14 protein-coding genes are annotated in these 19,766 nt (G+C 65.5%); 11 read left to right on the forward strand and 3 right to left on the reverse strand.

The window, feature by feature from the left end; genetic code table 11:
* The first annotated feature begins 1 nt into the window (after nucleotide 1).
* From rpsG to tuf, 3 genes are all read left to right on the forward strand, one after another.
* Nucleotides 2-472 carry a 30S ribosomal protein S7 gene (rpsG, locus tag ABFX29_RS08155; protein ID WP_055239342.1) on the forward strand — a complete coding sequence of 157 codons (471 nt, stop codon included), beginning with the start codon at nucleotides 2-4 and terminating at the stop codon, nucleotides 470-472.
* Nucleotides 473-585: 113 nt separating this feature from the next.
* The gene (fusA, locus tag ABFX29_RS08160; RefSeq protein ID WP_152226470.1) at nucleotides 586-2,700 is read left to right on the forward strand and encodes an elongation factor G; all 2,115 of its coding nucleotides are present in this window, start codon (nucleotides 586-588) and stop codon (nucleotides 2,698-2,700) included.
* Between the two features lie 221 nt (nucleotides 2,701-2,921).
* Nucleotides 2,922-4,112 (forward strand): elongation factor Tu, encoded by a 1,191-nt coding sequence (gene tuf / locus ABFX29_RS08165; protein ID WP_055239344.1) that lies wholly within the window; start codon nucleotides 2,922-2,924, stop codon nucleotides 4,110-4,112.
* Here the strand turns inward: tuf and ABFX29_RS08170 are convergent.
* Genes ABFX29_RS08170 through aroA form a run of 3 tightly spaced genes read right to left on the reverse strand, consistent with a single transcriptional unit; the run spans nucleotide 4,105 to nucleotide 10,498 of the window.
* Complete coding sequence (locus ABFX29_RS08170; protein WP_211372341.1) at nucleotides 4,105-6,264, reverse strand: oxidoreductase; 2,160 nt, start codon at nucleotides 6,262-6,264, stop codon at nucleotides 4,105-4,107. The two genes, tuf and ABFX29_RS08170, sit on opposite strands and share 8 nt — an antisense overlap.
* 8 nt (nucleotides 6,265-6,272) lie before the next feature.
* The gene (locus tag ABFX29_RS08175; protein WP_211372342.1) at nucleotides 6,273-7,472 is read right to left on the reverse strand and encodes an acyl-CoA dehydrogenase family protein; all 1,200 of its coding nucleotides are present in this window, start codon (nucleotides 7,470-7,472) and stop codon (nucleotides 6,273-6,275) included.
* Nucleotides 7,469-10,498 carry a 3-phosphoshikimate 1-carboxyvinyltransferase gene (gene aroA, locus ABFX29_RS08180; RefSeq protein ID WP_152226472.1) on the reverse strand — a complete coding sequence of 1,010 codons (3,030 nt, stop codon included), beginning with the start codon at nucleotides 10,496-10,498 and terminating at the stop codon, nucleotides 7,469-7,471. Before aroA ends, ABFX29_RS08175 begins: the two co-directional genes overlap by 4 nt.
* Nucleotides 10,499-11,301: 803 nt before the next feature.
* On the opposite strand from aroA, the gene ABFX29_RS08185 reads away from it, so the two are divergent.
* The 8 genes from ABFX29_RS08185 to rpsS all read left to right on the forward strand — a co-directional run bounded on the left by ABFX29_RS08185 (nucleotide 11,302) and on the right by rpsS (nucleotide 19,766).
* A complete protein-coding gene (locus ABFX29_RS08185; RefSeq protein ID WP_152226474.1) occupies nucleotides 11,302-15,933 on the forward strand; it encodes a hypothetical protein in 4,632 nt (1,543 codons plus the stop codon).
* A gap of 109 nt (nucleotides 15,934-16,042) precedes the next feature.
* Nucleotides 16,043-16,171 carry a hypothetical protein gene (locus ABFX29_RS08190; protein WP_275124619.1) on the forward strand — a complete coding sequence of 43 codons (129 nt, stop codon included), beginning with the start codon at nucleotides 16,043-16,045 and terminating at the stop codon, nucleotides 16,169-16,171.
* A 528-nt stretch (nucleotides 16,172-16,699) separates the two neighbouring features.
* On the forward strand, nucleotides 16,700-17,008 hold the full coding sequence (gene rpsJ, locus ABFX29_RS08195; protein WP_003803825.1) for a 30S ribosomal protein S10: 309 nt from the start codon (nucleotides 16,700-16,702) through the stop codon (nucleotides 17,006-17,008).
* A gap of 16 nt (nucleotides 17,009-17,024) precedes the next feature.
* Nucleotides 17,025-17,681 (forward strand): 50S ribosomal protein L3, encoded by a 657-nt coding sequence (rplC, locus tag ABFX29_RS08200; protein WP_055239346.1) that lies wholly within the window; start codon nucleotides 17,025-17,027, stop codon nucleotides 17,679-17,681.
* Between the two features lie 4 nt (nucleotides 17,682-17,685).
* The gene (gene rplD, locus ABFX29_RS08205) at nucleotides 17,686-18,300 is read left to right on the forward strand and encodes a 50S ribosomal protein L4 (RefSeq protein WP_152226477.1); all 615 of its coding nucleotides are present in this window, start codon (nucleotides 17,686-17,688) and stop codon (nucleotides 18,298-18,300) included.
* Complete coding sequence (gene rplW / locus ABFX29_RS08210; RefSeq protein WP_055239348.1) at nucleotides 18,297-18,602, forward strand: 50S ribosomal protein L23; 306 nt, start codon at nucleotides 18,297-18,299, stop codon at nucleotides 18,600-18,602. The genes rplD and rplW overlap by 4 nt, the downstream gene beginning before the upstream one ends.
* 30 nt (nucleotides 18,603-18,632) lie before the next feature.
* Nucleotides 18,633-19,472: a 50S ribosomal protein L2 gene (gene rplB, locus ABFX29_RS08215; RefSeq protein ID WP_055239349.1), complete on the forward strand. Its 840-nt coding sequence runs from the start codon at nucleotides 18,633-18,635 to the stop codon at nucleotides 19,470-19,472.
* A 12-nt stretch (nucleotides 19,473-19,484) separates the two neighbouring features.
* Nucleotides 19,485-19,766: a 30S ribosomal protein S19 gene (gene rpsS / locus ABFX29_RS08220; RefSeq protein WP_055239350.1), complete on the forward strand. Its 282-nt coding sequence runs from the start codon at nucleotides 19,485-19,487 to the stop codon at nucleotides 19,764-19,766.

Below are 19,766 nucleotides of genomic sequence, written 5' to 3' on the forward strand. Positions count from 1 at the left end.
TATGCCCCGCAAGGGTCCGGCCCCCAAGCGGCCGCTCGCAGTCGATCCCGTCTACGGCTCCCCGCTGGTCACGCAGCTGATCAACAAGGTTCTCGTTGACGGCAAGAAGTCCACCGCAGAGCGCATCGTCTACGGCGCACTTGCCGGTGCTCAGGAAAAGACCGGACAGGATCCGGTTGCAGCCCTGAAGAAGGCCATGGACAACATCAAGCCGAGCCTTGAGGTCAAGTCCCGCCGCGTCGGCGGCGCCACCTACCAGGTTCCGGTTGAGGTTAAGCCGGGCCGCGCAACCGCCCTGGCGCTGCGCTGGCTGGTTGGCTACTCCAAGGCCCGCCGCGAGAAGACGATGACCGAACGTCTGCGCAACGAGATCCTGGACGCCTCAAACGGTCTTGGTGCTGCTGTGAAGCGTCGCGAAGACACCCACAAGATGGCCGAGTCCAACAAGGCCTTCGCCCACTACCGCTGGTAATTAGCACCACGAATATCTTTTCAGCCCAGGCCCTGCGGCCCGCTTCGGCGGGCCTCAGGGCCGAAGGCCGAATAGGTGACCGGCGGGGCCAGAACCAAAACTAGGGAGTAACCGTGGCACTGGACGTGCTTACCGACCTCAACAAGGTCCGCAACATCGGCATCATGGCGCACATTGATGCCGGCAAGACCACCACCACCGAGCGCATCCTGTTCTACACCGGTGTCAACCACAAGATTGGCGAAACGCACGACGGCGCTTCGACCATGGACTGGATGGCACAGGAGCAGGAGCGGGGTATCACCATTACCTCCGCAGCTACCACGTGCTACTGGGACAACAACCAGATCAACATCATCGACACGCCGGGTCACGTTGACTTCACTGTCGAGGTTGAGCGGTCCCTGCGCGTGCTTGACGGCGCCGTAGCCGTATTCGACGGCAAGGAAGGCGTGGAGCCGCAGTCTGAGACTGTCTGGCGCCAGGCTGACAAGTACAACGTTCCGCGTATCTGCTTCGTCAACAAGATGGACAAGCTGGGCGCCGACTTCTACTTCACCGTCGACACCATCATCAACCGCCTTGGCGCCAAGCCGCTGGTCCTCCAGCTGCCGATCGGTGCTGAAAGCGAATTCGAGGGCGTTGTTGACCTCCTCGAAATGCGTGCACTGACCTGGCGCGGCGACGCCAAGGGCGACGTGACCATGGGCGCCAAGTACGAAGTTGAGCCGATCCCCGCAGACCTGCAGGAAAAGGCCGAAGAGTACCGCGCCAAGCTCGTTGAAACCGTTGCCGAAGCCAGCGAAGAGCTGATGGAAAAGTACCTCGAAGGTGAAGAACTCACCGTTGAGGAACTGAAGGCCGGTATCCGCAAGCTGACCGTCAACTCCGAGGTCTACCCGGTGCTGTGCGGTTCCGCGTTCAAGAACCGCGGCGTTCAGCCGATGCTTGACGCCGTCGTCGCCTTCCTGCCGTCCCCGCTCGATGTCCCGAACATCAAGGGCCACGACATCCGCGACGAAGAGGTCATCCTCGAACGCGCCGCTGACGCAGAAGCTCCGTTCTCCGCACTGGCCTTCAAGGTTGTGACGCACCCGTTCTTCGGCCGTCTGACCTACATCCGCGTTTACTCCGGCAAGGCTGCTTCCGGCGCCCAGGTCATGAACTCGACCAAGCAGAAGAAGGAGCGCATCGGAAAGCTCTTCCAGATGCACGCCAACAAGGAAAACCCGGTTGACGAGATCACCACGGGTCACATTTACGCGGCCATCGGCCTGAAGGACACCACCACGGGCGATACCCTGTGCGACCTTCAGAACCCGATCGTCCTGGAATCGATGAGCTTCCCGGAGCCCGTCATTTCCGTGGCAATCGAGCCGAAGACCAAGGGTGACCAGGAGAAGCTCTCCACGGCTATCCAGAAGCTCTCCGAAGAGGACCCGACCTTCCAGGTCTCCCTCGACGAAGACACCGGCCAGACCATCATCGCCGGCATGGGCGAGCTCCACCTGGACATCCTGGTGGACCGCATGCGCCGCGAGTTCAAGGTCGAAGCCAACGTGGGCAAGCCCCAGGTTGCTTACCGCGAAACGATCCGCCGCACGGTCGAGCGCTACGACTACACGCACAAGAAGCAGACGGGTGGCTCCGGCCAGTTCGCAAAGATCCAGATCGCCATCGAGCCGCTGGATACTGCAGAAGGTGCGCTGTACGAGTTCGACAACAAGGTCACCGGTGGCCGTGTTCCGCGCGAGTACATCCCCTCCGTTGACCAGGGCATCCAGAGCGCCCTCAACGACGGCATCCTCGCCGGCTACCCGGTGGTGGGCATCAAGGCAACGCTGGTTGACGGCGCTTACCACGATGTTGACTCCTCCGAAATGGCGTTCAAGATCGCCGGCCGCCAGGCTTTCAAGGAAGCTGCGAAGATGGCCAGCCCGGTTCTTCTCGAACCGATCATGGATGTCGAAGTCCGCACCCCTGAGGAATACATGGGTGAAGTCATCGGTGACATCAACTCGCGCCGCGGGCAGATGCAGTCGATGGAAGACGCCAGCGGCGTGAAGGTCATTCGTGCCCTCGTTCCGCTGTCCGGCATGTTCGGGTACATCGGCGACCTGCGGTCCAAGACCCAGGGCCGCGCCGTTTACTCGATGCAGTTCAACAGCTACGCAGAGGTCCCGAAGGCAGTAGCCGACGAGATCATCCAGAAGACGCGCGGCGAGTAAGACCCCGCCGGCGTTCCGGTAATCCGGAACGCCGGCCATGTGCGGCCCGTCCCAGGGGGAGACCCGGACGGACGGGCCGCACGGCCAGACTGGGCGGAACCTGCGGGGACCGCGGCACAAGGCAATTTCATCAAATAAACAGCCCCAAGTAGACTTGTATCGGATCAGTTGCGAGAAGCGCGGCTGGTGATTGAGTCTTCTAACCTTTCTAGGAGGAACCCGTGGCGAAGGCAAAGTTCGAGCGGACTAAGCCGCACGTCAACATCGGCACCATTGGTCACGTTGACCATGGAAAGACCACGTTGACCGCTGCCATTTCAAAGGTGCTTGCTGACAAGTACCCTGACCTGAACGAGCAGCGCGACTTCGCTGCTATTGACTCCGCGCCGGAAGAGCGTCAGCGCGGTATCACCATCAACATCTCGCACATTGAGTACCAGACCGAGAAGCGTCACTACGCACACGTTGACGCCCCGGGCCACGCTGACTACATCAAGAACATGATCACCGGCGCTGCTCAGATGGACGGTGCAATCCTCGTGGTTGCCGCCACTGACGGCCCGATGGCTCAGACCCGCGAGCACGTTCTGCTTGCCCGCCAGGTTGGTGTTCCCTACCTGCTGGTCGCGCTGAACAAGTCCGACATGGTTGAGGACGAGGAACTCCTCGACCTCGTGGAAATGGAAGTTCGCGAACTGCTGAGCTCCCAGGAGTTCGACGGCGACAACGCTCCCGTCGTTCGCGTTTCCGGCCTGAAGGCACTGGAAGGCGACCCCAAGTGGGTTGCGTCCGTCGAAGAACTCATGGAAGCCGTTGACAACAACGTTCCGGACCCCGTTCGCGACAAGGACAAGCCGTTCCTGATGCCGATCGAGGACGTCTTCACCATCACCGGCCGTGGCACCGTTGTTACGGGCCGCGCCGAGCGCGGTACCCTCGCTATCAACTCCGAGGTCGAGATCGTTGGCATCCGCCCGATCCAGAAGACCACGGTTACCGGTATCGAGATGTTCCACAAGCAGCTCGACGAAGCATGGGCCGGCGAGAACTGTGGCCTGCTGCTCCGCGGCATCAAGCGCGAAGACGTAGAGCGTGGCCAGGTTGTCGTCAAGCCGGGTTCCATCACCCCGCACACCGACTTCGAGGCCAACGTCTACATCCTGTCCAAGGATGAAGGCGGCCGCCACAACCCGTTCTACTCGAACTACCGCCCGCAGTTCTACTTCCGCACCACCGACGTCACGGGTGTTATCACCCTGCCCGAGGGTACGGAAATGGTTATGCCCGGTGACAACACCGAAATGACCGTTGAACTGATCCAGCCGATCGCAATGGAAGAAGGCCTCGGCTTCGCTATCCGCGAAGGAGGCCGCACCGTTGGATCCGGCCGTGTCACCAAGATCATCAAGTAATTTGATGTTCTGACGCCGGGCCTTTTGGTTCAGCTTTGAAGGGCCCCGCTGCTACGGCAGCGGGGCCCTTCTGCGTTCCCGGGGCGCCGCTTGCCAGGAGGGCGGCGATGTCCGTGCCTGCCTCCAGGCCCTGGGCGAACGCCAGCGCAGCGTTGAGGCCGGCCGCCGAATGCGCCCCGCCGATGACCGTGTGGGGGAGGCCTGCGGCAGTGAGTCCCCGCTGCAGCACCGTGTTCTCCACCTGGCCGGCAGCGATGACGACCGCGTCCGCCGCGATCAGCTCAGCCGACCCGTCCGGTCCTTCTATGAGCAGGCCTTCGGGAACCAGTTCCCGGTAGCTGACCCCCGTGCGCAGGACGGCACCGGAATTGCGCAGAGCCTGGAGTACGGCCCAGCGGGTGGATGGCCCAATGCCTTCCCCAATGCGCGGACCCCGGCGCAGCAGGGTGATTTCCCGGAAGCCCGGCTGCTGCGGGCCGGAGGCCAGATGCTCGCGACTGAACCGGCGGACGGCACCGGACTCGGGCTCAGGCGGCGTGAACGTCCCTTGCTGCAGCAGCAGGTGTGCAAGGTCCACTGCTATGCCGCCGCCCCCGATGACGGCGATGCGGCGCGGCAGTCCTGCCGGGTCCGCGAAGGCCTGATGGTAGTCCAGCACCGTCACACCGGAGCCTGGCAGCTGCACTGTCCGTGGCCGGACACCGGTGGCGTCCACGACGTGGCTGAAGCCCGCCAGGGAATTCGCCGATGCCTTCACTCCGGTATGGACGTGCACTCCCAGCCTTGGGAGTTCGCTGGAAAAATAGCGGATGGTCTGGGCGAAGTCGGACTTCCCCGGCACAACCCGGGCCAGGCGGAACTGGCCGCCGATTTCAGCTTCGGCTTCGAAGAGATGCACCAGGGCGCCGGAGGCGGCCAGCGTCGCGGCAGCCTGCATTCCGGCCGGTCCGGCACCGACCACGGCAACCGGGGTTCCCGGAGGGCCAACGGCCCCGGGGATGCCGGCGGGGAAAACGGTTTCCCGCCCTGCCCGTGGATTCACCAGGCAGGACACCGGCTCGGTACCCAGGGACCGGTCGATGCAGGCCTCGTTGCAGGCAATGCAGGTATTCACCAGGTCGCTGCGGCCTGCCTTCGTCTTGGCGAGGATCCGCGGGTCAGCCAGGAAAGGCCGTGCCATGGACACGAAGTCAACGTTTCCGGCGGCGATCGCAGCGTCGGCCTGTGCCACAGAGTTGATGCGGTTTGAACCGATCACGGGAACCTGGATGCCGCGGCTGCGGAGGTCTGCACGGATCCGGGAAGCAATGGGCAGCCAGGTACCGTGGGGCACGAGTGCCTGGACCGTCGGGAGCCGGGATTCGTGCCAGCCGATGCCGATGTTCAGTGCATCCGCCCCGGCATCCGCGAGGGCCGCGGCCAAGGCACTGTATTCCTCCTGGGGCGCTTCGCCCTGCACGAGGTCTGCTCCGGACATACGGAAAATGACCGGAAAGTCCCTGCCTGCCGCAGACCGGACGGCGGCGAGGACAGCCAGGGGGAAGGCCTGCCGGCGGGCAGCGTCCCCGCCCCAAGCGTCGTGGCGCCGGTTAGTCAACGGGGAAGCGAACTGGTTGAGCAGATACCCCTCGGATCCCATGATTTCAACCGCGTCGAACCCCAAATCCCGGGCCTGCCGAGCAGCCGCGGCGAAGTCCCGGAGGGTCAGCCCAATCTGTTCCTCGTCGAGGGCGAGGGGCAGCGCCCTGGAATAGCCGGACCACACGGCCGAAGGTGCCAGCGGCTGCAGGCCGTAGGTCTCCCTGAAGGCATAGCGCCCGGCGTGGAACAGCTGCAGCGCCAGCATCCCGCCGGCGTCGTGCACTGCCCTCAGTGCCGCCTGCGCGGCCCTCGTGAAAGCCGGCTCACCGCAGACCAGGTAGGTCCGGCCGCCGGACCCCTCCCGGTTCACGGCGGCGCCACCGGTGACGATCAGGGCGGCTCCGCCCGCTGCCCGCTCGGCGTAGAACGCCGCCAGCGCTGCCGGGTCAGCTTCGAAGTTCAGGTGCATGCTGCCCATGATGATGCGGTGCGGCAGCGCCAGCGGACCGATGCTGCCTGCGGCGAACGCGTGCGGATGCCGGCGCACTCCCGGCCGCGGGTCCGAATGCACGCGGTGTCCTATCCCGCTGCCCCGCCGAGAATGGCTTTGGCTATGACGGACTTCTGGATCTCATTGGTGCCCTCTTCGAAGCGCTGGGCACGGGCGTCGCGGTAGACCCGTTCAATGGGCTGGGACTGCCAGTAGCCAATGCCGCCGTGCACCTGCAGGGCCTTGTCGGTGACCCTGCCCAGCATGTCCACGGCGGTCAGCTTCGCCATGGATGAGAGCGCCGGGGCGTCCGGTTCGGCATTCTGCCACGCGGCCGCCGCCGTGAGGGTGAGGGCCTTGGCTGCGGCGATGTCCGCAGCGTTTTCGGCCAGGCTAAAGGCAATGGCCTGCCGGGAGGAGAGCGGTTTGCCGAACGTGGTGCGCCGGGCAGCGTAGTGAAGCGCCAGCTCCTGCGCCCGCTGGGCCAGGCCCACACAGCTCATGGCCACCGAAACGCGGCTGGGGGTCAGGAAGCCGCCGAGGGCGACTGCCAGTCCTTCGCCTTCGGCGCCCAACCGGTTGGCTACCGGAACGGGTGCGTTCGTGAACGTTAGGGACGCGTGGTCGGTGCCGCGTACTCCCATGGTCCGGGACGTATCCTCCACCTCGGCCCCCGGGGTATTGCGGTCCACCAGCAGGGCGACCGTCCCTTCCCTGCCCGTAGTCCCTTCCAGCCGGGCGAAGAGCAGCCAATAGTCACAGCGGACTCCAAAGGTGATCAGGTGCTTGGCTCCGGAGAGGAAATACATGTCTCCGTCGCGCCGGACGGAAGACGTGATGTCCACGCCGCTGCCGTTGGCGGGCTCGGTCAGGGTGAAGGCCACCACCGATTCCCCGGCGACGGCGGGCACAACGAATCTTTGCCGCTGGGCCTCATCCGCAAAAGGATTCATGGCCCGCCAGGTTCCATTGACCACGTGCACGATCATCCGCACCGACGCATGGGAGCGGGAGAACACTTCCATGAGGCCCATCCACTGCAGGAAGCTCAGCCCGGCCCCGCCGATCTCCCGCGGTGCCGCGAGGGAGAGGAATCCTTCGGTCCGCAGCTGTTTCCACAGTTCATCCGGCACGGTGCCCGTCGACTCGATTTCATCCGCCCATGCCTCACCCGGCCCTTGAACCCAATCAGTGACGCGGGTAAGCAGCGCCTGGTACTGCTCTTCGGGGATCGAGCTGCCGCGTCCGTCAGCTCCCGCTGTTCCGGAATTGACGCTGCTGGTCTTCACGCCTCGCTCCTGTCTGTGCCGGCCGGGACATTCGGGGCAAATTGCAGTGCCCTGTCCCGAAGGACGAACTTCTGGACCTTGCCTACCGGGTTTCTGGGGATGGCTTCCAGCAGCTCCAGCCGCTCCGGCCAATAGTGCTTGGCGACCTGGCAGCTGTCCAGGTACCGGGAGATTTCTGCCAGGGTGGGGCTGGCACCCGGGACCGGAACCACAAAGGCACAGGCACGCTCGCCAAGGCGCGGATCGGGCATGGCCGCCAGGGCGACGTCGTCGATGGCCGGATGGCGGTACAGGAGCTGTTCGATTTCGGCGACCGGGATCTTCTCCCCGCCTCGGTTGATGACATCACGCACCCTTCCGGTGATGCGCAGGTACCCGGCATCGTCCAGCGTGGCCAGGTCTCCGGTGCGGTACCAGCCGTCGTCGGTGAAGGCTTCCTTGGTCAGGTCCGGCCGGTCAAGGTAGCCCTCGAACATGGTGGGGCTGAGCAGCTCAAAGTTGCCTTCGGCCCCTGCAGGCAGCCGCTGGCCGTCGTCGCTGACGATCCGGGCCTTCACCCCGGGAAGCAGCTGACCGTCAGTACCCCAGACCAGCGCAGTGTCGCAACCGGGGGAGGACACTGCACCCAGGCAGGTCTCCGTGGTGCCAAAGGCGCCGCAGACCCATGCGCCAAGCACCCGGGTGGCCTGCTCCGCGAGATGCCGGGGAACGCCGGCGCCGGTGTTCACGAAGATCCGCAGGCTCTCAGGGGCAGGCGCCCCGGCTTCCACAGCCTTCACGAGATCGGCCAGGAAAGGGGTGGCTGCCTGCACAAAGCTTCCCTTCCAGCCCTGCAGCAGGTTCAGGGCCCGGACCGGATCCCAGACCGGCTGCAGGATCTGCGGAACCCCCAGTACAAAGGAAAGCCACATGCCGTACAGGAAACCGGTCTGGTGCGCCAGCGGGGAGGGGATGAACACAGTGTCGCCTGCGTGCAGGCCCAGATGCTGTGCCTGCAGCGCGGCGGCACGCGAAAGGGTTGAATGCCGGTGAAGCACCGCCTTGGGCTCGCCGGTGGTACCGGAGGTTAACAGCAACTGGGCTGCGGCATCGGCGGCCGGTGCCGCAGCATCGATCCTCTCCCGGTCAACGATCGTCTCGCCCAGCTCCTGCTCCCAGCCGTGCCAGGTGACGCTTTGGTTCCCCTGGAACGCCGGGGCAGCGCCGCCGATCACCAGGACATGCCGGACATCGAGGTCATACCCAGGGTCCGTCCCGGTGCCGGCAGAGAGTATCCCGGCCAGTTCCTGTGCGTAACGGCGGCCGCGGAATTCTTCAGGGACTACGACGACGGCGGCGCGGGAACGGTGCAGGGCAAACGCCACTTCCCGCTCCCGGAAGATGGGCATGATCGGCGAAGCGACGGCGCCGATGCGCAGCACCGCGGTGCTCAGGAGCACGAACTCAGCCCAGTTGGGCAGCTGGAACGCGACCCGTTCCCCGGGACGCACCCCCAGATCCAACAGCAGGGCCGCCACCTTGTCTGCGCCGGCGTCGAGCTGGGCCCAGGTCAGGTGCCCGGAGTCCTGCGGACGTCCATCCACCACGGCTGTTTGACCCGGACGCTCACGGGCCCACCGGCGCACCCAGTCCGAGGCGGGAACCCGTGATGCTGCCTCAGGCGATGCTGCGGTGCTCCGCGCAGCCCGGGAACGGGAACTCCTGGCCGGGCTGCGCCGGGGCACCGGACCGTCCTCCACCTGCATCCGCAGGCCAAATGAATTCATGGCATCCAGGAACTCCGGATAGGAGATGCGATAGGCATGGGGATAGCTGAGGGTGCTGCGTCCCACGGCTCCGGAGGCAGCGACGGCGAGGGACATCAATACCCGGTGGTCGTTGAAGGAAGAGAGATTTGCTGCCGTGAGGGTCTCCGCGCCCCGTACCACCAGGTCGCTTCCCGCGGTCCTGATGCCCGCGCCCATGGAGTTCAGCTGGGCCATTGCGGCCACCCGGTCAGATTCCTTCAGCCGAACATGGCCGACATTCCGGAAGACACTCTCCCCGTCAGCGCAGGCGGCCATGACGGAGAGGACCGGAAGCATGTCCGGAACCAGCCTGCAGTCGATGTCCGTGCTCTGCAGCCGCAGCCCGTCGTGCCGGATCCGTACCCCGTCCCGGCCGGCGTCGTAATCCATGGGCAGTCCCATGGCAGCAGCAATGTCCAGGAAATGCGCTTCGGGATGGTCTGCCCCGCGGGCAGTGACGGACCGGAGCCCGCGCAGCAGGAGATCGGACGGATGCAGTGCGGCGGCGGCCAGGCCGAAGGCAGCCGAACCGATGTCCTCCGGCATCCGCAGCTGCGCGGGTACCGCCTCCTGGTTGGGTGGTATGTCAAAGCGGTGCCAGTCGTCCCCGACGTCGACCTGAAGGCCGAAACTGCGCATCATCCGGACGGTCAGTTCCAGGTAGGTGCGTTCATTCAGGGTCCCGTCCACCACTACGGAAGTGGGCTGTTCTGCGAACGGAGCGAGCAGCAGCAGACCGGAAATCCACTGGGACAGCGTCCCGGCAATGTGGACTTCGCCGCCGGCGGGCCGGCGGGCCCGCACGCGGATCGGGGGGCAGCCGGTGGGGGAGTCGACGTCGAGCCCCATCTGGGACAGGGCGGCGAGCAGGGGACCGATGGGGCGGCGCTGGAAATACTTTTGGCCCGTCACGGTGACGTCCCTGGTGCCCAGCGCTGCCAGTCCCACCATGAAGTACAGGGTGGTGCCGGAACTGCCCGCAGATACTTCGTTCCGGACCGGCCGGTACGGTCCGCCGTGCACTACGTACGTGCCGCCGTCGATGTCGATCCGGGTTCCAAGCTGGCGGAGCATGGCCACTGTGTAGCGAACGTGGCGGGCATCGGTAAGGCCAGTGATCCTGCTGATTCCAGGGGCTAGCGAGGCGAGAATCAAGGCCCGGTGGGCGTGGTATTTCGAGTTGGGCACCTGTGCTTCACCATAGATGCGCTGCTGGGTTCCCAGGACCGAAAGATACATGGCATTCAAGCCCTTCCGCCGGCTGTCCTTCTCTGGCGGCCACCCCGGGGCCGACGTTACCAGTTGCCCGGAGGGGCCGGAACAGGCCGGAGACGCAGCGGCCCCGAAGCGGCGGCATTGGCCGCCAAGGGACGGACTTTTGAACATGAGGGCATGCCGCCGAGCACCTTCGGCGAAGGCCATCTAGGATGGGCGGGTCTAGTTGTCTAGGGGGAAAGCAGCAGGTCATGGGGGAGTTCATCTTTTTTCTCGTCGTCGCGGGGGCGGGATTCGCGGTGGGACGGCTGACCTCCAGACGGAGGCGAGTTCCCGGCGGAAATGCCTCCGGCGCCTACGGATACGGCAGGACTCTGCCCCATCCCGCGCAGATCTTCGAGGAGGGCTATGCGGCCGGCCGGCGTGATGCCGCCCCCGGTGCGGAACCTTCCGTTACTCCCCACATTTCAGTTACTCCGCACGCTTCCCTTACCCGGCAGGGGACTCCTGCATCGCAGGCGGCGCCTGGACCGGAGACCCGGTTGCCCCCGCTGCTGCTGCCGCCCGTCCCGCCGGCGCCGCGGACTTCCCCCGTTGCCCCGGCTTCCGCGGTGCCTGAGTCCTATGTGCCTCGGCCCGCGGTGCCTGAGTCCTATGTGCCTCGGCCCGCGGTGCCTGAGTCCTATGTGCCTCGGCCCGCGGTGCCTGAGTCCTATGCGCCTCGGCCAGCTGCGCCTCAGTCGCCTAACCCGCCCCTCTCTGCGCCGTCGTCCGGCCCGCCGCAGCGGATGCCTGCCGGTCCCGGCGCACCGGGTCCCGGCAACCCCGTGCTGAGCGAACCGGTTTCCCGGGTTCCCCATGCACCGGTCATCCCGCCTCAGCGCCCGCCGCTGACGGAAGCGGAGCTGACCGAGCAGAAACGACGCAGGGACCTGCGCAACATCAACATCACACTGTATTCGGGCAGCCTCCTGCTGGTGGCGGCAGCTGCCTTGTTCATTGGGATATCCATCCCGGAGCAGGCACGGTTCGCGGGCGTGGCAGCACTGGCGGCGCTCTTCTACGCATCCGGGCTGGTGATTCACTCACGGAAAAAGGCCCTCCGGCCGGCGGCAGTTGCGTTTACCGGCACCGGGCTGGCACTCATTCCAGTCGTCGGCCTGGCGTTCTACAACCTGATCCTTCCGGACCCCGTACTGGCATGGCTCATCACCTCCGTGGCGGGAACGGCAGCCTTTGCCTACGCTGCCGCCCGGCTGGAAAGCCGCGTTGTGTCCTATCTGGCGCTGACGTTCCTGCTCTCCACAGCCCTGGCATCGGGTGCCACGCTGCGCTCCGGGATCGTGTGGTACTTCATCTGCACGGTCCTGCTGGCCACCCTGATCAGCTTGGCCGCCATTCGGAAACCGGGCTGGCTGCTCAATATCTATCTGGAAGCCTTCGTCACCTCACATCGGTTCCTGGTGCCGGCGACCGCCGCAGCCGCCGTCCTGACGGCCCCGGACCTGGGGGCAGGTCCACTTGCCCTTCTCTTCCTGGCCTTTGCCGCCTACTACGGCGTTCTGCTGTGGCAGGGGCCGCAGAACCAGACGCTGCTCCACAGCTACGGCTTGCGGTCGGCCGCTACGGCAGGCTTCGCCATACTCACTTTCCGCCTGACGGACAGCTGGCAGGCAACCCTGCTGGCCGCCGCAGTCCTGCTCGGCGCGCAGACCGGTCTGCTGTTCATAGGCCGGGAGCGGTATCTGCAGTCAGCGGCGGGAGCTGACCTGCCCGGTACGGCACGCAGCAGCCAGCCACCCGGGGACGTGGCAGGGGGAAGCAGGCAGAAGGAAAGGGCCGGGCAGATTTACCTGGCGGACCTCCTGGGCATCCTGGCATTGCAGTTCTTCACCGGAACGGCAGCCGCAGCGGTTTACGCCCTGGACTCACAGGCCGGTTCGGGGGAGAGCACACTGTTCGCCCTATCTGCAGCGGCAATCCAGCTGACCCTGTGCGCCTCGGCATGGCGGCTGTCACGGCGGGCCGAATTCCTGGCTCCTGCAGGTGTGCTGATTCCTGCTGCTGCCAGCCTGCTCACACCCGCGGCCCAGCTGTGGCCGGTACTGCTGAACCTCGGTATCCTCACGGGCTTCTTTGTCCTGCGCGCAGTGCACTCCCAAGGCCGACGGCGGGCTGGTTTCGTCCTGGCCGCCCGGGCCTCGGCCGCCGTCGTGCTTCCGCTGGCAGCCTTCCTGGTGCTTCGCAACCAGGCGCCGGACACGGCAGGGAGCTGGAGCGCGGCGGTTGCCTTCCTGGCAGCTGCGGGCAGCCAGCTCTGGTCCGTAGTGGCAGCAGCATCCGGCAGGAAGGAGCTGTTCGCGCGCGCAGTGCCCGCCGTGTCCGCTGCCGCCGCGCTCATGCTTGCCGCGGTGGTGCGCTTCGAAGACTTCCCCTCCGATGCACCGGCAGCAGCTGCGCTGTGGCTCATTGTGCTGCTCAATGCGGCCTATTCGCTGCTCCCCATGCGCAGTAACGGCCGGCTGGCCGCGGTGTACGCTCCCGCCGGTTTCTTCGCAGCCGCTGTCCTGGGTGCAGGGCTGCTCGGTGTGCGCGGGTATGGGCTGCTTACAGCTGCCGCCCTGGTTTACAGCCTGCTTCAGTCCCTGAAACCGGTAGTGCCGGGGCTGCGCGTCTGCCACTTCGCCGCAGCGCAGGTGCTGACGACGGTGCTGGCCGCCCTTGTGGCCCAGGACCTCGGCCTTGGCACGGACGGTGTGTTCATAGTGGTCGCCGCGGTCCTTGCGGCCCAGCACCTGGCCCGGACCCTGCTGGGAAGCCGGCTGGAAGAGTATGGGCCCATCCATGCCTTCCGCTGGGGCACCCTCCTGGCGCTGGCGGCAGTGCCGCCGGCGTACTACGCGGTGCTTTCGTTTGATGCCCGCGCGGAGACAGGAACCGTCCTGCTGCTGACAGCAGCCGGAAGTGCGGTGCTGGCCCAGCTCGCAGCTGCCCTGCGTCCCCGTGCGGCCGGAGGGTTCCGCGGCGCACCGGCCGCGGCTGCCTCGCTGGTGCTTCTGCTGGGCATGGGCCTGCGTACCGCGGAGACACCGGCCGCAGCCCAGACACTCTCGGTGCTCTGGGTGGCTTTTGCGGCCAATCTGCTTACGGCTGTCCTGCACCGGCACACCCGTCTCGCCTTCCTGGCGCCTGCAGGATTCGCCGCCGCGCTGCTGCTCGGAGCCGGGGTCCTTGGCATCCGGGGCTATGAGCTGCTCTTCGCCGCTGCGCTCGCCTACTGCCTGGTGCTGGTCCGGGACCGTTCGACCGGGTTCCGGGGCATCTACCTCGCAGGCGCACAGGCTACCGGGACGGTCCTCGCAGCGCTGCTGGCGGCCGATGCTGCAGGGAACTCCGTCAGCGTTTTCTTCGCCGCACTCAGCCTGGGACTGGCAGCCGGCCAGATCCTGCGGACCGTCTTCCATGACCGGCTGGTGGTCCTGGGTGCAGTCGAACCCCTGCGGTGGGGAGGGCTATCCGCGCTTGCACTGGTGTCTGCTTCCTGCCTGCTGTTCGAGGACTTGCTTGATTCGGCAGCGGTGCTCACTGCCGTACTCAGTGCCGCGGCGGTGTTTGTGGTGAGCCAGCTGGATGCGGCGCGGAGGAACGGCCTGGGCAGGCCTGTGCCGCACTCTTCGGGACTGATCCTGGCTGCGGCAGCGGCTGCAGCACTCGCCGTGCCTGCGGTGCGGGTGATTGATGGGCCTTACGCCCCCTGGGCACTTGGCGTGTTGTGGGTGGGGCTTGGTGCCAACCTGGTTTGTTCGCTTCTGCTTGGCGCGGGGCGCTGGGAGCTCCTGGCCGCGGCGGGTTTTACCGGCGCCGCCTTGACCGGGGCAGGACTGCTGGGACTGAGGGGCTACGAGCTGCTCGTCCTGGCAGCCCTGGTCTGCGGATTGTTCCTGTCCGGGCGTCGGAGAGCGCACCGGGGACAATACCTGCTGGCGGCGCAGCTGCTGGCTGGCGTGCTGGCACTGCTGGTGGCAAGGGACGCCGGCGCGGACATCCACGCAGTGGCGGCGGCCGGTGCCGCAGCGCTTGCAGCAGCACAGCTGGCCCGGACCGTCCTGGAGCCGAGGCCCGCAGCGGTTTGGGCACGGGCGGCATTCTGGACGAGCGTGGGCATCCTGGCCGTGGCACCTGCAGCGTACGCGGCCCTGCATGCGGGAACGGCCCATCGGGACGTCGTTGCCCTGCTGCTCGTTCTCCTGATGGCGGTCAGCGCGGCAGAGTTCGCCCGCGGCCGGGGCGTTCCAATGCTGTTTCCGGGGCTGTATGCCGTGGGGATCCTTCCGCTCGCCGTCTCTGACGCCGTCAGGCTGGCGCCGGGTCCCGTGCTCGCGGAGCCGATCATGCCGGCGGCAGCCGCGGGACTGGTTCTGGCTGCCCTGGGCGCGGGAGCCCTTGCGGGGCATATCAGGGTGCGCAGCGATGCCCGGCTGGCAACGTCCCTCCTTGCCGCCTCGGTGGCCTATTCCCTTGCCGTGCTGCCAGCGGCCTCGGCCGCTGGCGGTAACCTGCTGCTGGCAGCGCTGACCCCCGCCCTGCTCAGTGCTGCCGCGCTGGCCGTATCCCATACCCGCAGCATCCCGTGGCTTGCGGCCGGTATGCCGCCGCTGCTGCTGGTGGCAGCGCTGCTTACTGCTGCGGGCTTCGAGCAGGAACTGCTTAGCCGGCCGTACCCTCCGGGATACGGACTGCTCTGGCCGGTCTGGGGGACAGCGTTGGCGCTGCAGGCAATCCGGCTGGTCCTGTCCCTGGGAGGAAACGTCTCCAGGCTGCGTGTGCGCATCATGGGAGCCGGATCCTCCTTCGTCCTCATTTTGGGTGCGGTTCCGGCGATGGCGGAATACAACGCGTCAGCGGTAGCCGGGGCGCTGACCCTCACCGCGGCCCTCGCGCTTGCGGTCAGGGAAGTGCCAGGACCACTGCGAGAGTCCGCCCTCGAGGCAGCCTGCGTTCCTGCAGCGCTGGCCGTGGAACGGATTGCCTGGTTCGCGGCCGGGGGTGTGGATCCCTTCTGGTCGGTACAGTACTGGGCCGTGGTTCTGGCCGGGCTCGCAGCCTGGGAATACGTTCGGCGCCGCCGTCACCGGGGAACGTTCCTGCTGGCGGGGTCGGCAGTGATCCTCTCCTGCAGCGGACTGGGCACGGTTGCTTCCGGCGGGACGGGGGAGCAGCTGTGGGCACTTGTAGCCCACGCCGGACTCCTGGCATTTGGTTTGCTGGCCAGCAGGAAACTGTTCACGATCTGGGGAGCGGCGGGCGTGGCGCTCGCCGTGCTGTGGTACCTGCGCGGATACACCTTCCTGCTGCTTGCCCTGCTGGCAGCGGGACTGATCGCATTGGCGGTATGGCGCCTGACACGTGTGCGGACGGCACCGGAACAGCCGGCCGAAGAGGTTCTGGAAGAGCGCTGAGCCCAGGCCACAGCTGCACCTTTCTCCGCTGCCGGGGCAGCGGAGGCGGAATCCCGGGTGGTTTGGGAGAGACCTGACAGGGTGCCGTGCGTTCCGATAGTCTCGGGGGATGGAACTACTGATCTTCCTGATCGTTGCCGCAGCCGTTGTTGGCGGGCTGGCCTGGGGCCGCCGGCACTTCTCCCATGAGATTGACCGGGCCAAGCGCATCCGCCGGTCCAACCGGAACGGGCGCTGACCGCCCGAAGCGGGCCATTGTCCGCACCGGTCCGGCAGGACGGGATTTCAGCGCCGAACCATGCTGGGCTAGACTGGGAAGAAATGACGCGCCATGAACCGGGAAATTAAGGTTCATGGTGACTCCATATGCTAGGAGCCACAGGCATCCGCTGGGCGCTGATTAGCGTTCTGGCCGCTAATCTGGCAGACTAGAGAAGTTGTTCAAGCGCTTTTGTGCCCGCACGCGCTTCAGCAGGCCGCTAACACGGCACTGTGTGCGTGATGAGATTGCGTCCCGGTCAGGATAATGCCTGGCGCAGGGTCGGATCCTTCAGGGGAAAAGCCCATATATAACCCGCCCCCATTCTTGAACGGGTGTTGCCAGTTTCGAATCTGCGACACGCCCGAGCGCGGGGGTCGGAGCCTCGGCAGGTTGAGGAACCCGGAGCTTCCGGATTCAGCTTGTTGGAGGAGCGCCGGGGCCACCATGGCCGCCAGGGGCAAAAACTGTACAGAGAGCAATACTCGAAGAAAGAGGCACGACGCCATGGCGGGACAAAAAATCCGCATCCGGCTGAAGTCGTATGACCACGAGGTCATCGACGTATCAGCACGGAAGATCGTTGAGACGGTCACGCGTGCAGGCGCAACGGTAGTAGGCCCCGTGCCGCTGCCCACGGAAAAGAACGTGTACTGCGTTATCCGTTCGCCGCACAAGTACAAGGACAGCCGCGAGCACTTTGAAATGCGCACGCACAAGCGTCTGATCGACATCATTGACCCCACGCCTAAGGCCGTTGACTCGCTGATGCGTCTTGACCTGCCTGCAGACGTGAACATCGAAATCAAGCTGTAGGGGGGAGCAGATACTTATGTCTTCTTCACTTACCCGCCAGGTTAAGGGCCTCCTGGGCACCAAGCTGGGCATGACCCAGGTCTGGGACGAGAACAACAAGCTCATCCCCGTCACCGTGGTCCAGGCTGATTCCAACGTCATCACCCAGCTGCGCAATGCGGAGAAGGACGGCTACACCGCCGTTCAGATCGGCTACGGCCAGATCGATCCCCGCAAGGTCACCAAGCCGCTGGCCGGCCACTTCGAGAAGGCCGGCGTTACGCCTCGCCGCCACGTTGTTGAGCTGCGCACCGCTGACGCTGACACCTACGAGCTCGGCCAGGAACTCTCCGTTGAGATGTTCGAAGCCGGCCAGAAGGTCGACGTCGTCGGTACCTCCAAGGGCAAGGGCTTCGCCGGTGTCATGAAGCGTCACGGCTTCCACGGCGTTGGCGCTTCCCACGGTGCCCACAAGAACCACCGCAAGCCCGGCTCCATCGGTGGCGCATCCACCCCCGGCCGCGTCTTCAAGGGTCTCCGGATGGCCGGCCGCATGGGCGCCGTCCGCCACACCACGATGAACCTCACCGTCCACGCTGTGGATACCGAGAAGTCGCTGCTGCTGATCAAGGGTGCCGTTCCCGGCGCCCGCGGCCAGGTCGTCCTCGTACGCACCGCCGTGAAGGGAGCTTAGTCTCATGGCTAACAAAGCAACTGTTGAATTCCCCGCAGCAATCTTCGACGTTCAGACGAACGTTCCGCTGCTGCACCAGGTAGTTGTGGCCCAGCTTGCTGCTGCCCGCCAGGGCACGCACAAGACGAAGACCCGCGCCGAGGTTTCCGGTGCAGGCCGCAAGCCGTTCAAGCAGAAGGGCACCGGCCGCGCCCGTCAGGGTTCAATCCGTGCTCCTCACATGACCGGTGGCGGCGTTGTCCACGGACCGACGCCCCGCGACTACAGCCAGCGCACCCCCAAGAAGATGATTGCCGCCGCACTGCGCGGAGCTCTCTCTGACCGGGCACGCAACGGCCGCATCCACGTGCTGGAAACCCTGGTTGCCGGCGAAACGCCGTCCACCAAGGCTGCACGCGAAGCGCTGCGTTCACTTACCGACCGCAAGAACATGCTCGTTGTCATCGAGCGCGCCAACGATGTTGCTGCACTCTCCGTGCGCAACCTCACCGATGTTCACGTGATCTACGTAGATCAGCTGAACACCTACGACGTGCTCGTTGCTGACGACGTGGTCTTCACCCAGGCCGCCTACGACGAGTTCGTCGGCAAGAACACTGTCAAGGAGGACGCCAAGTGAGCGCGACCACCGCAAAGGACCCTCGCGACGTGGTGCTTGCACCCGTCGTCTCGGAAAAGAGCTACGGCCTGATCGACGAAGGTAAGTACACCTTCCTGGTCGACCCCCGCTCGAACAAGACCGAGATCAAGCTGGCCGTGGAGAAGATTTTCTCCGTCAAGGTCGACTCGATCAACACCATCAACCGTGCCGGTAAGCGCAAGCGCACCAAATTCGGATGGGGACAGCGCAAGAGCACCAAGCGTGCGATTGTCACCCTGAAGGAAGGCACAATCGACATCTTCGGCGGTCCGCTCAGCTAGGGCGGAGACCACTTTAACGAGGAATAAATAATGGGAATCCGTAAATACAAGCCGACTACCCCGGGCCGCCGCGGCTCGAGCGTAGCCGACTTCACCGAAATCACGCGGTCGACGCCGGAAAAGTCGCTGGTACGTCCGCTGCCCAAAAAGGGCGGCCGTAACAACACCGGCAAGATCACGACCAGGCACAAGGGTGGCGGACACAAGCGCCAGTACCGCCTGATCGACTTCCGCCGGCACGACAAGGACGGCGTCAACGCTCGCGTTGCCGAGATCGAATACGATCCGAACCGCACCGCCCGCATTGCGCTGCTGCACTACGTTGATGGCACCAAGCGTTACATCATTGCGCCGAACAAGCTCAAGCAGGGCGACTTCGTCGAGGCCGGCGCCGGGGCTGACATCAAGCCCGGCAACAACCTGCCGCTGCGCAACATCCCCGTGGGTACCGTTATCCACGCCGTTGAACTGCGCCCGGGCGGCGGTGCCAAGATGGCCCGCTCCGCCGGTGCATCGGTTCAGCTGGTTGCAAAGGAAGGCCGCTTCGCCCAGCTGCGTCTGCCTTCCGGCGAAATCCGCAACGTCGACGTCCGCTGCCGCGCCACCATTGGCGAGGTCGGCAACGCCGAGCAGTCCAACATCAACTGGGGCAAGGCCGGCCGCATGCGCTGGAAGGGCGTCCGCCCGACCGTCCGTGGTGTCGCCATGAACCCGGTTGACCACCCGCATGGTGGTGGCGAAGGCAAGACCAGTGGCGGACGCCACCCGGTCAACCCGAACGGTAAGCCCGAGGGCCGTACCCGCCGCCCCAACAAAGAGAGCGACAAGCTTATTGTGCGTCGCCGTCGTTCCGGCAAGAACAAGCGATAGGAGCCTGGAAACATGCCACGCAGCCTGAAGAAAGGCCCCTTCGTCGACCAGCACCTCTTCCTTAAGGTGCAGGCCGAAAACGAGAAGGGCACCAAGAACGTCATCAAGACGTGGTCCCGCCGCTCGATGATCATCCCCGACATGCTCGGGCACACGATCGCCGTGCACGACGGACGCAAGCACATTCCGGTGTTTGTCACCGAGTCGATGGTCGGGCACAAGCTCGGCGAATTCGCTCTGACGCGTACATTCCGCGGCCATGTGAAGGACGACCGCAAGGGCAAGCGCCGCTAG

This window comes from Arthrobacter gandavensis (genome assembly GCF_039528575.1).
GTDB classification, from domain to species: domain Bacteria; phylum Actinomycetota; class Actinomycetes; order Actinomycetales; family Micrococcaceae; genus Arthrobacter_B; species Arthrobacter_B citreus_B.

What these genes read in the sequence shown, in the direction of transcription:
- rplC (WP_055239346.1), top strand. Translation starts at nt 17,025, where the DNA reads ATGTCTTCTTCACTTACCCGCCAGGTTAAGGGCCTCCTGGGCACCAAG.
- rpsG (WP_055239342.1), top strand. Translation starts at nt 2, where the DNA reads ATGCCCCGCAAGGGTCCGGCCCCCAAGCGGCCGCTCGCAGTCGATCCC.
- rplD (WP_152226477.1), top strand. Translation starts at nt 17,686, where the DNA reads ATGGCTAACAAAGCAACTGTTGAATTCCCCGCAGCAATCTTCGACGTT.
- ABFX29_RS08190 (WP_275124619.1), top strand. Translation starts at nt 16,043, where the DNA reads ATGGAACTACTGATCTTCCTGATCGTTGCCGCAGCCGTTGTTGGCGGG.
- rplB (WP_055239349.1), top strand. Translation starts at nt 18,633, where the DNA reads ATGGGAATCCGTAAATACAAGCCGACTACCCCGGGCCGCCGCGGCTCG.
- rpsJ (WP_003803825.1), top strand. Translation starts at nt 16,700, where the DNA reads ATGGCGGGACAAAAAATCCGCATCCGGCTGAAGTCGTATGACCACGAG.
- aroA (WP_152226472.1), bottom strand. Translation starts at nt 10,498, where the DNA reads ATGTATCTTTCGGTCCTGGGAACCCAGCAGCGCATCTATGGTGAAGCA.
- rpsS (WP_055239350.1), top strand. Translation starts at nt 19,485, where the DNA reads ATGCCACGCAGCCTGAAGAAAGGCCCCTTCGTCGACCAGCACCTCTTC.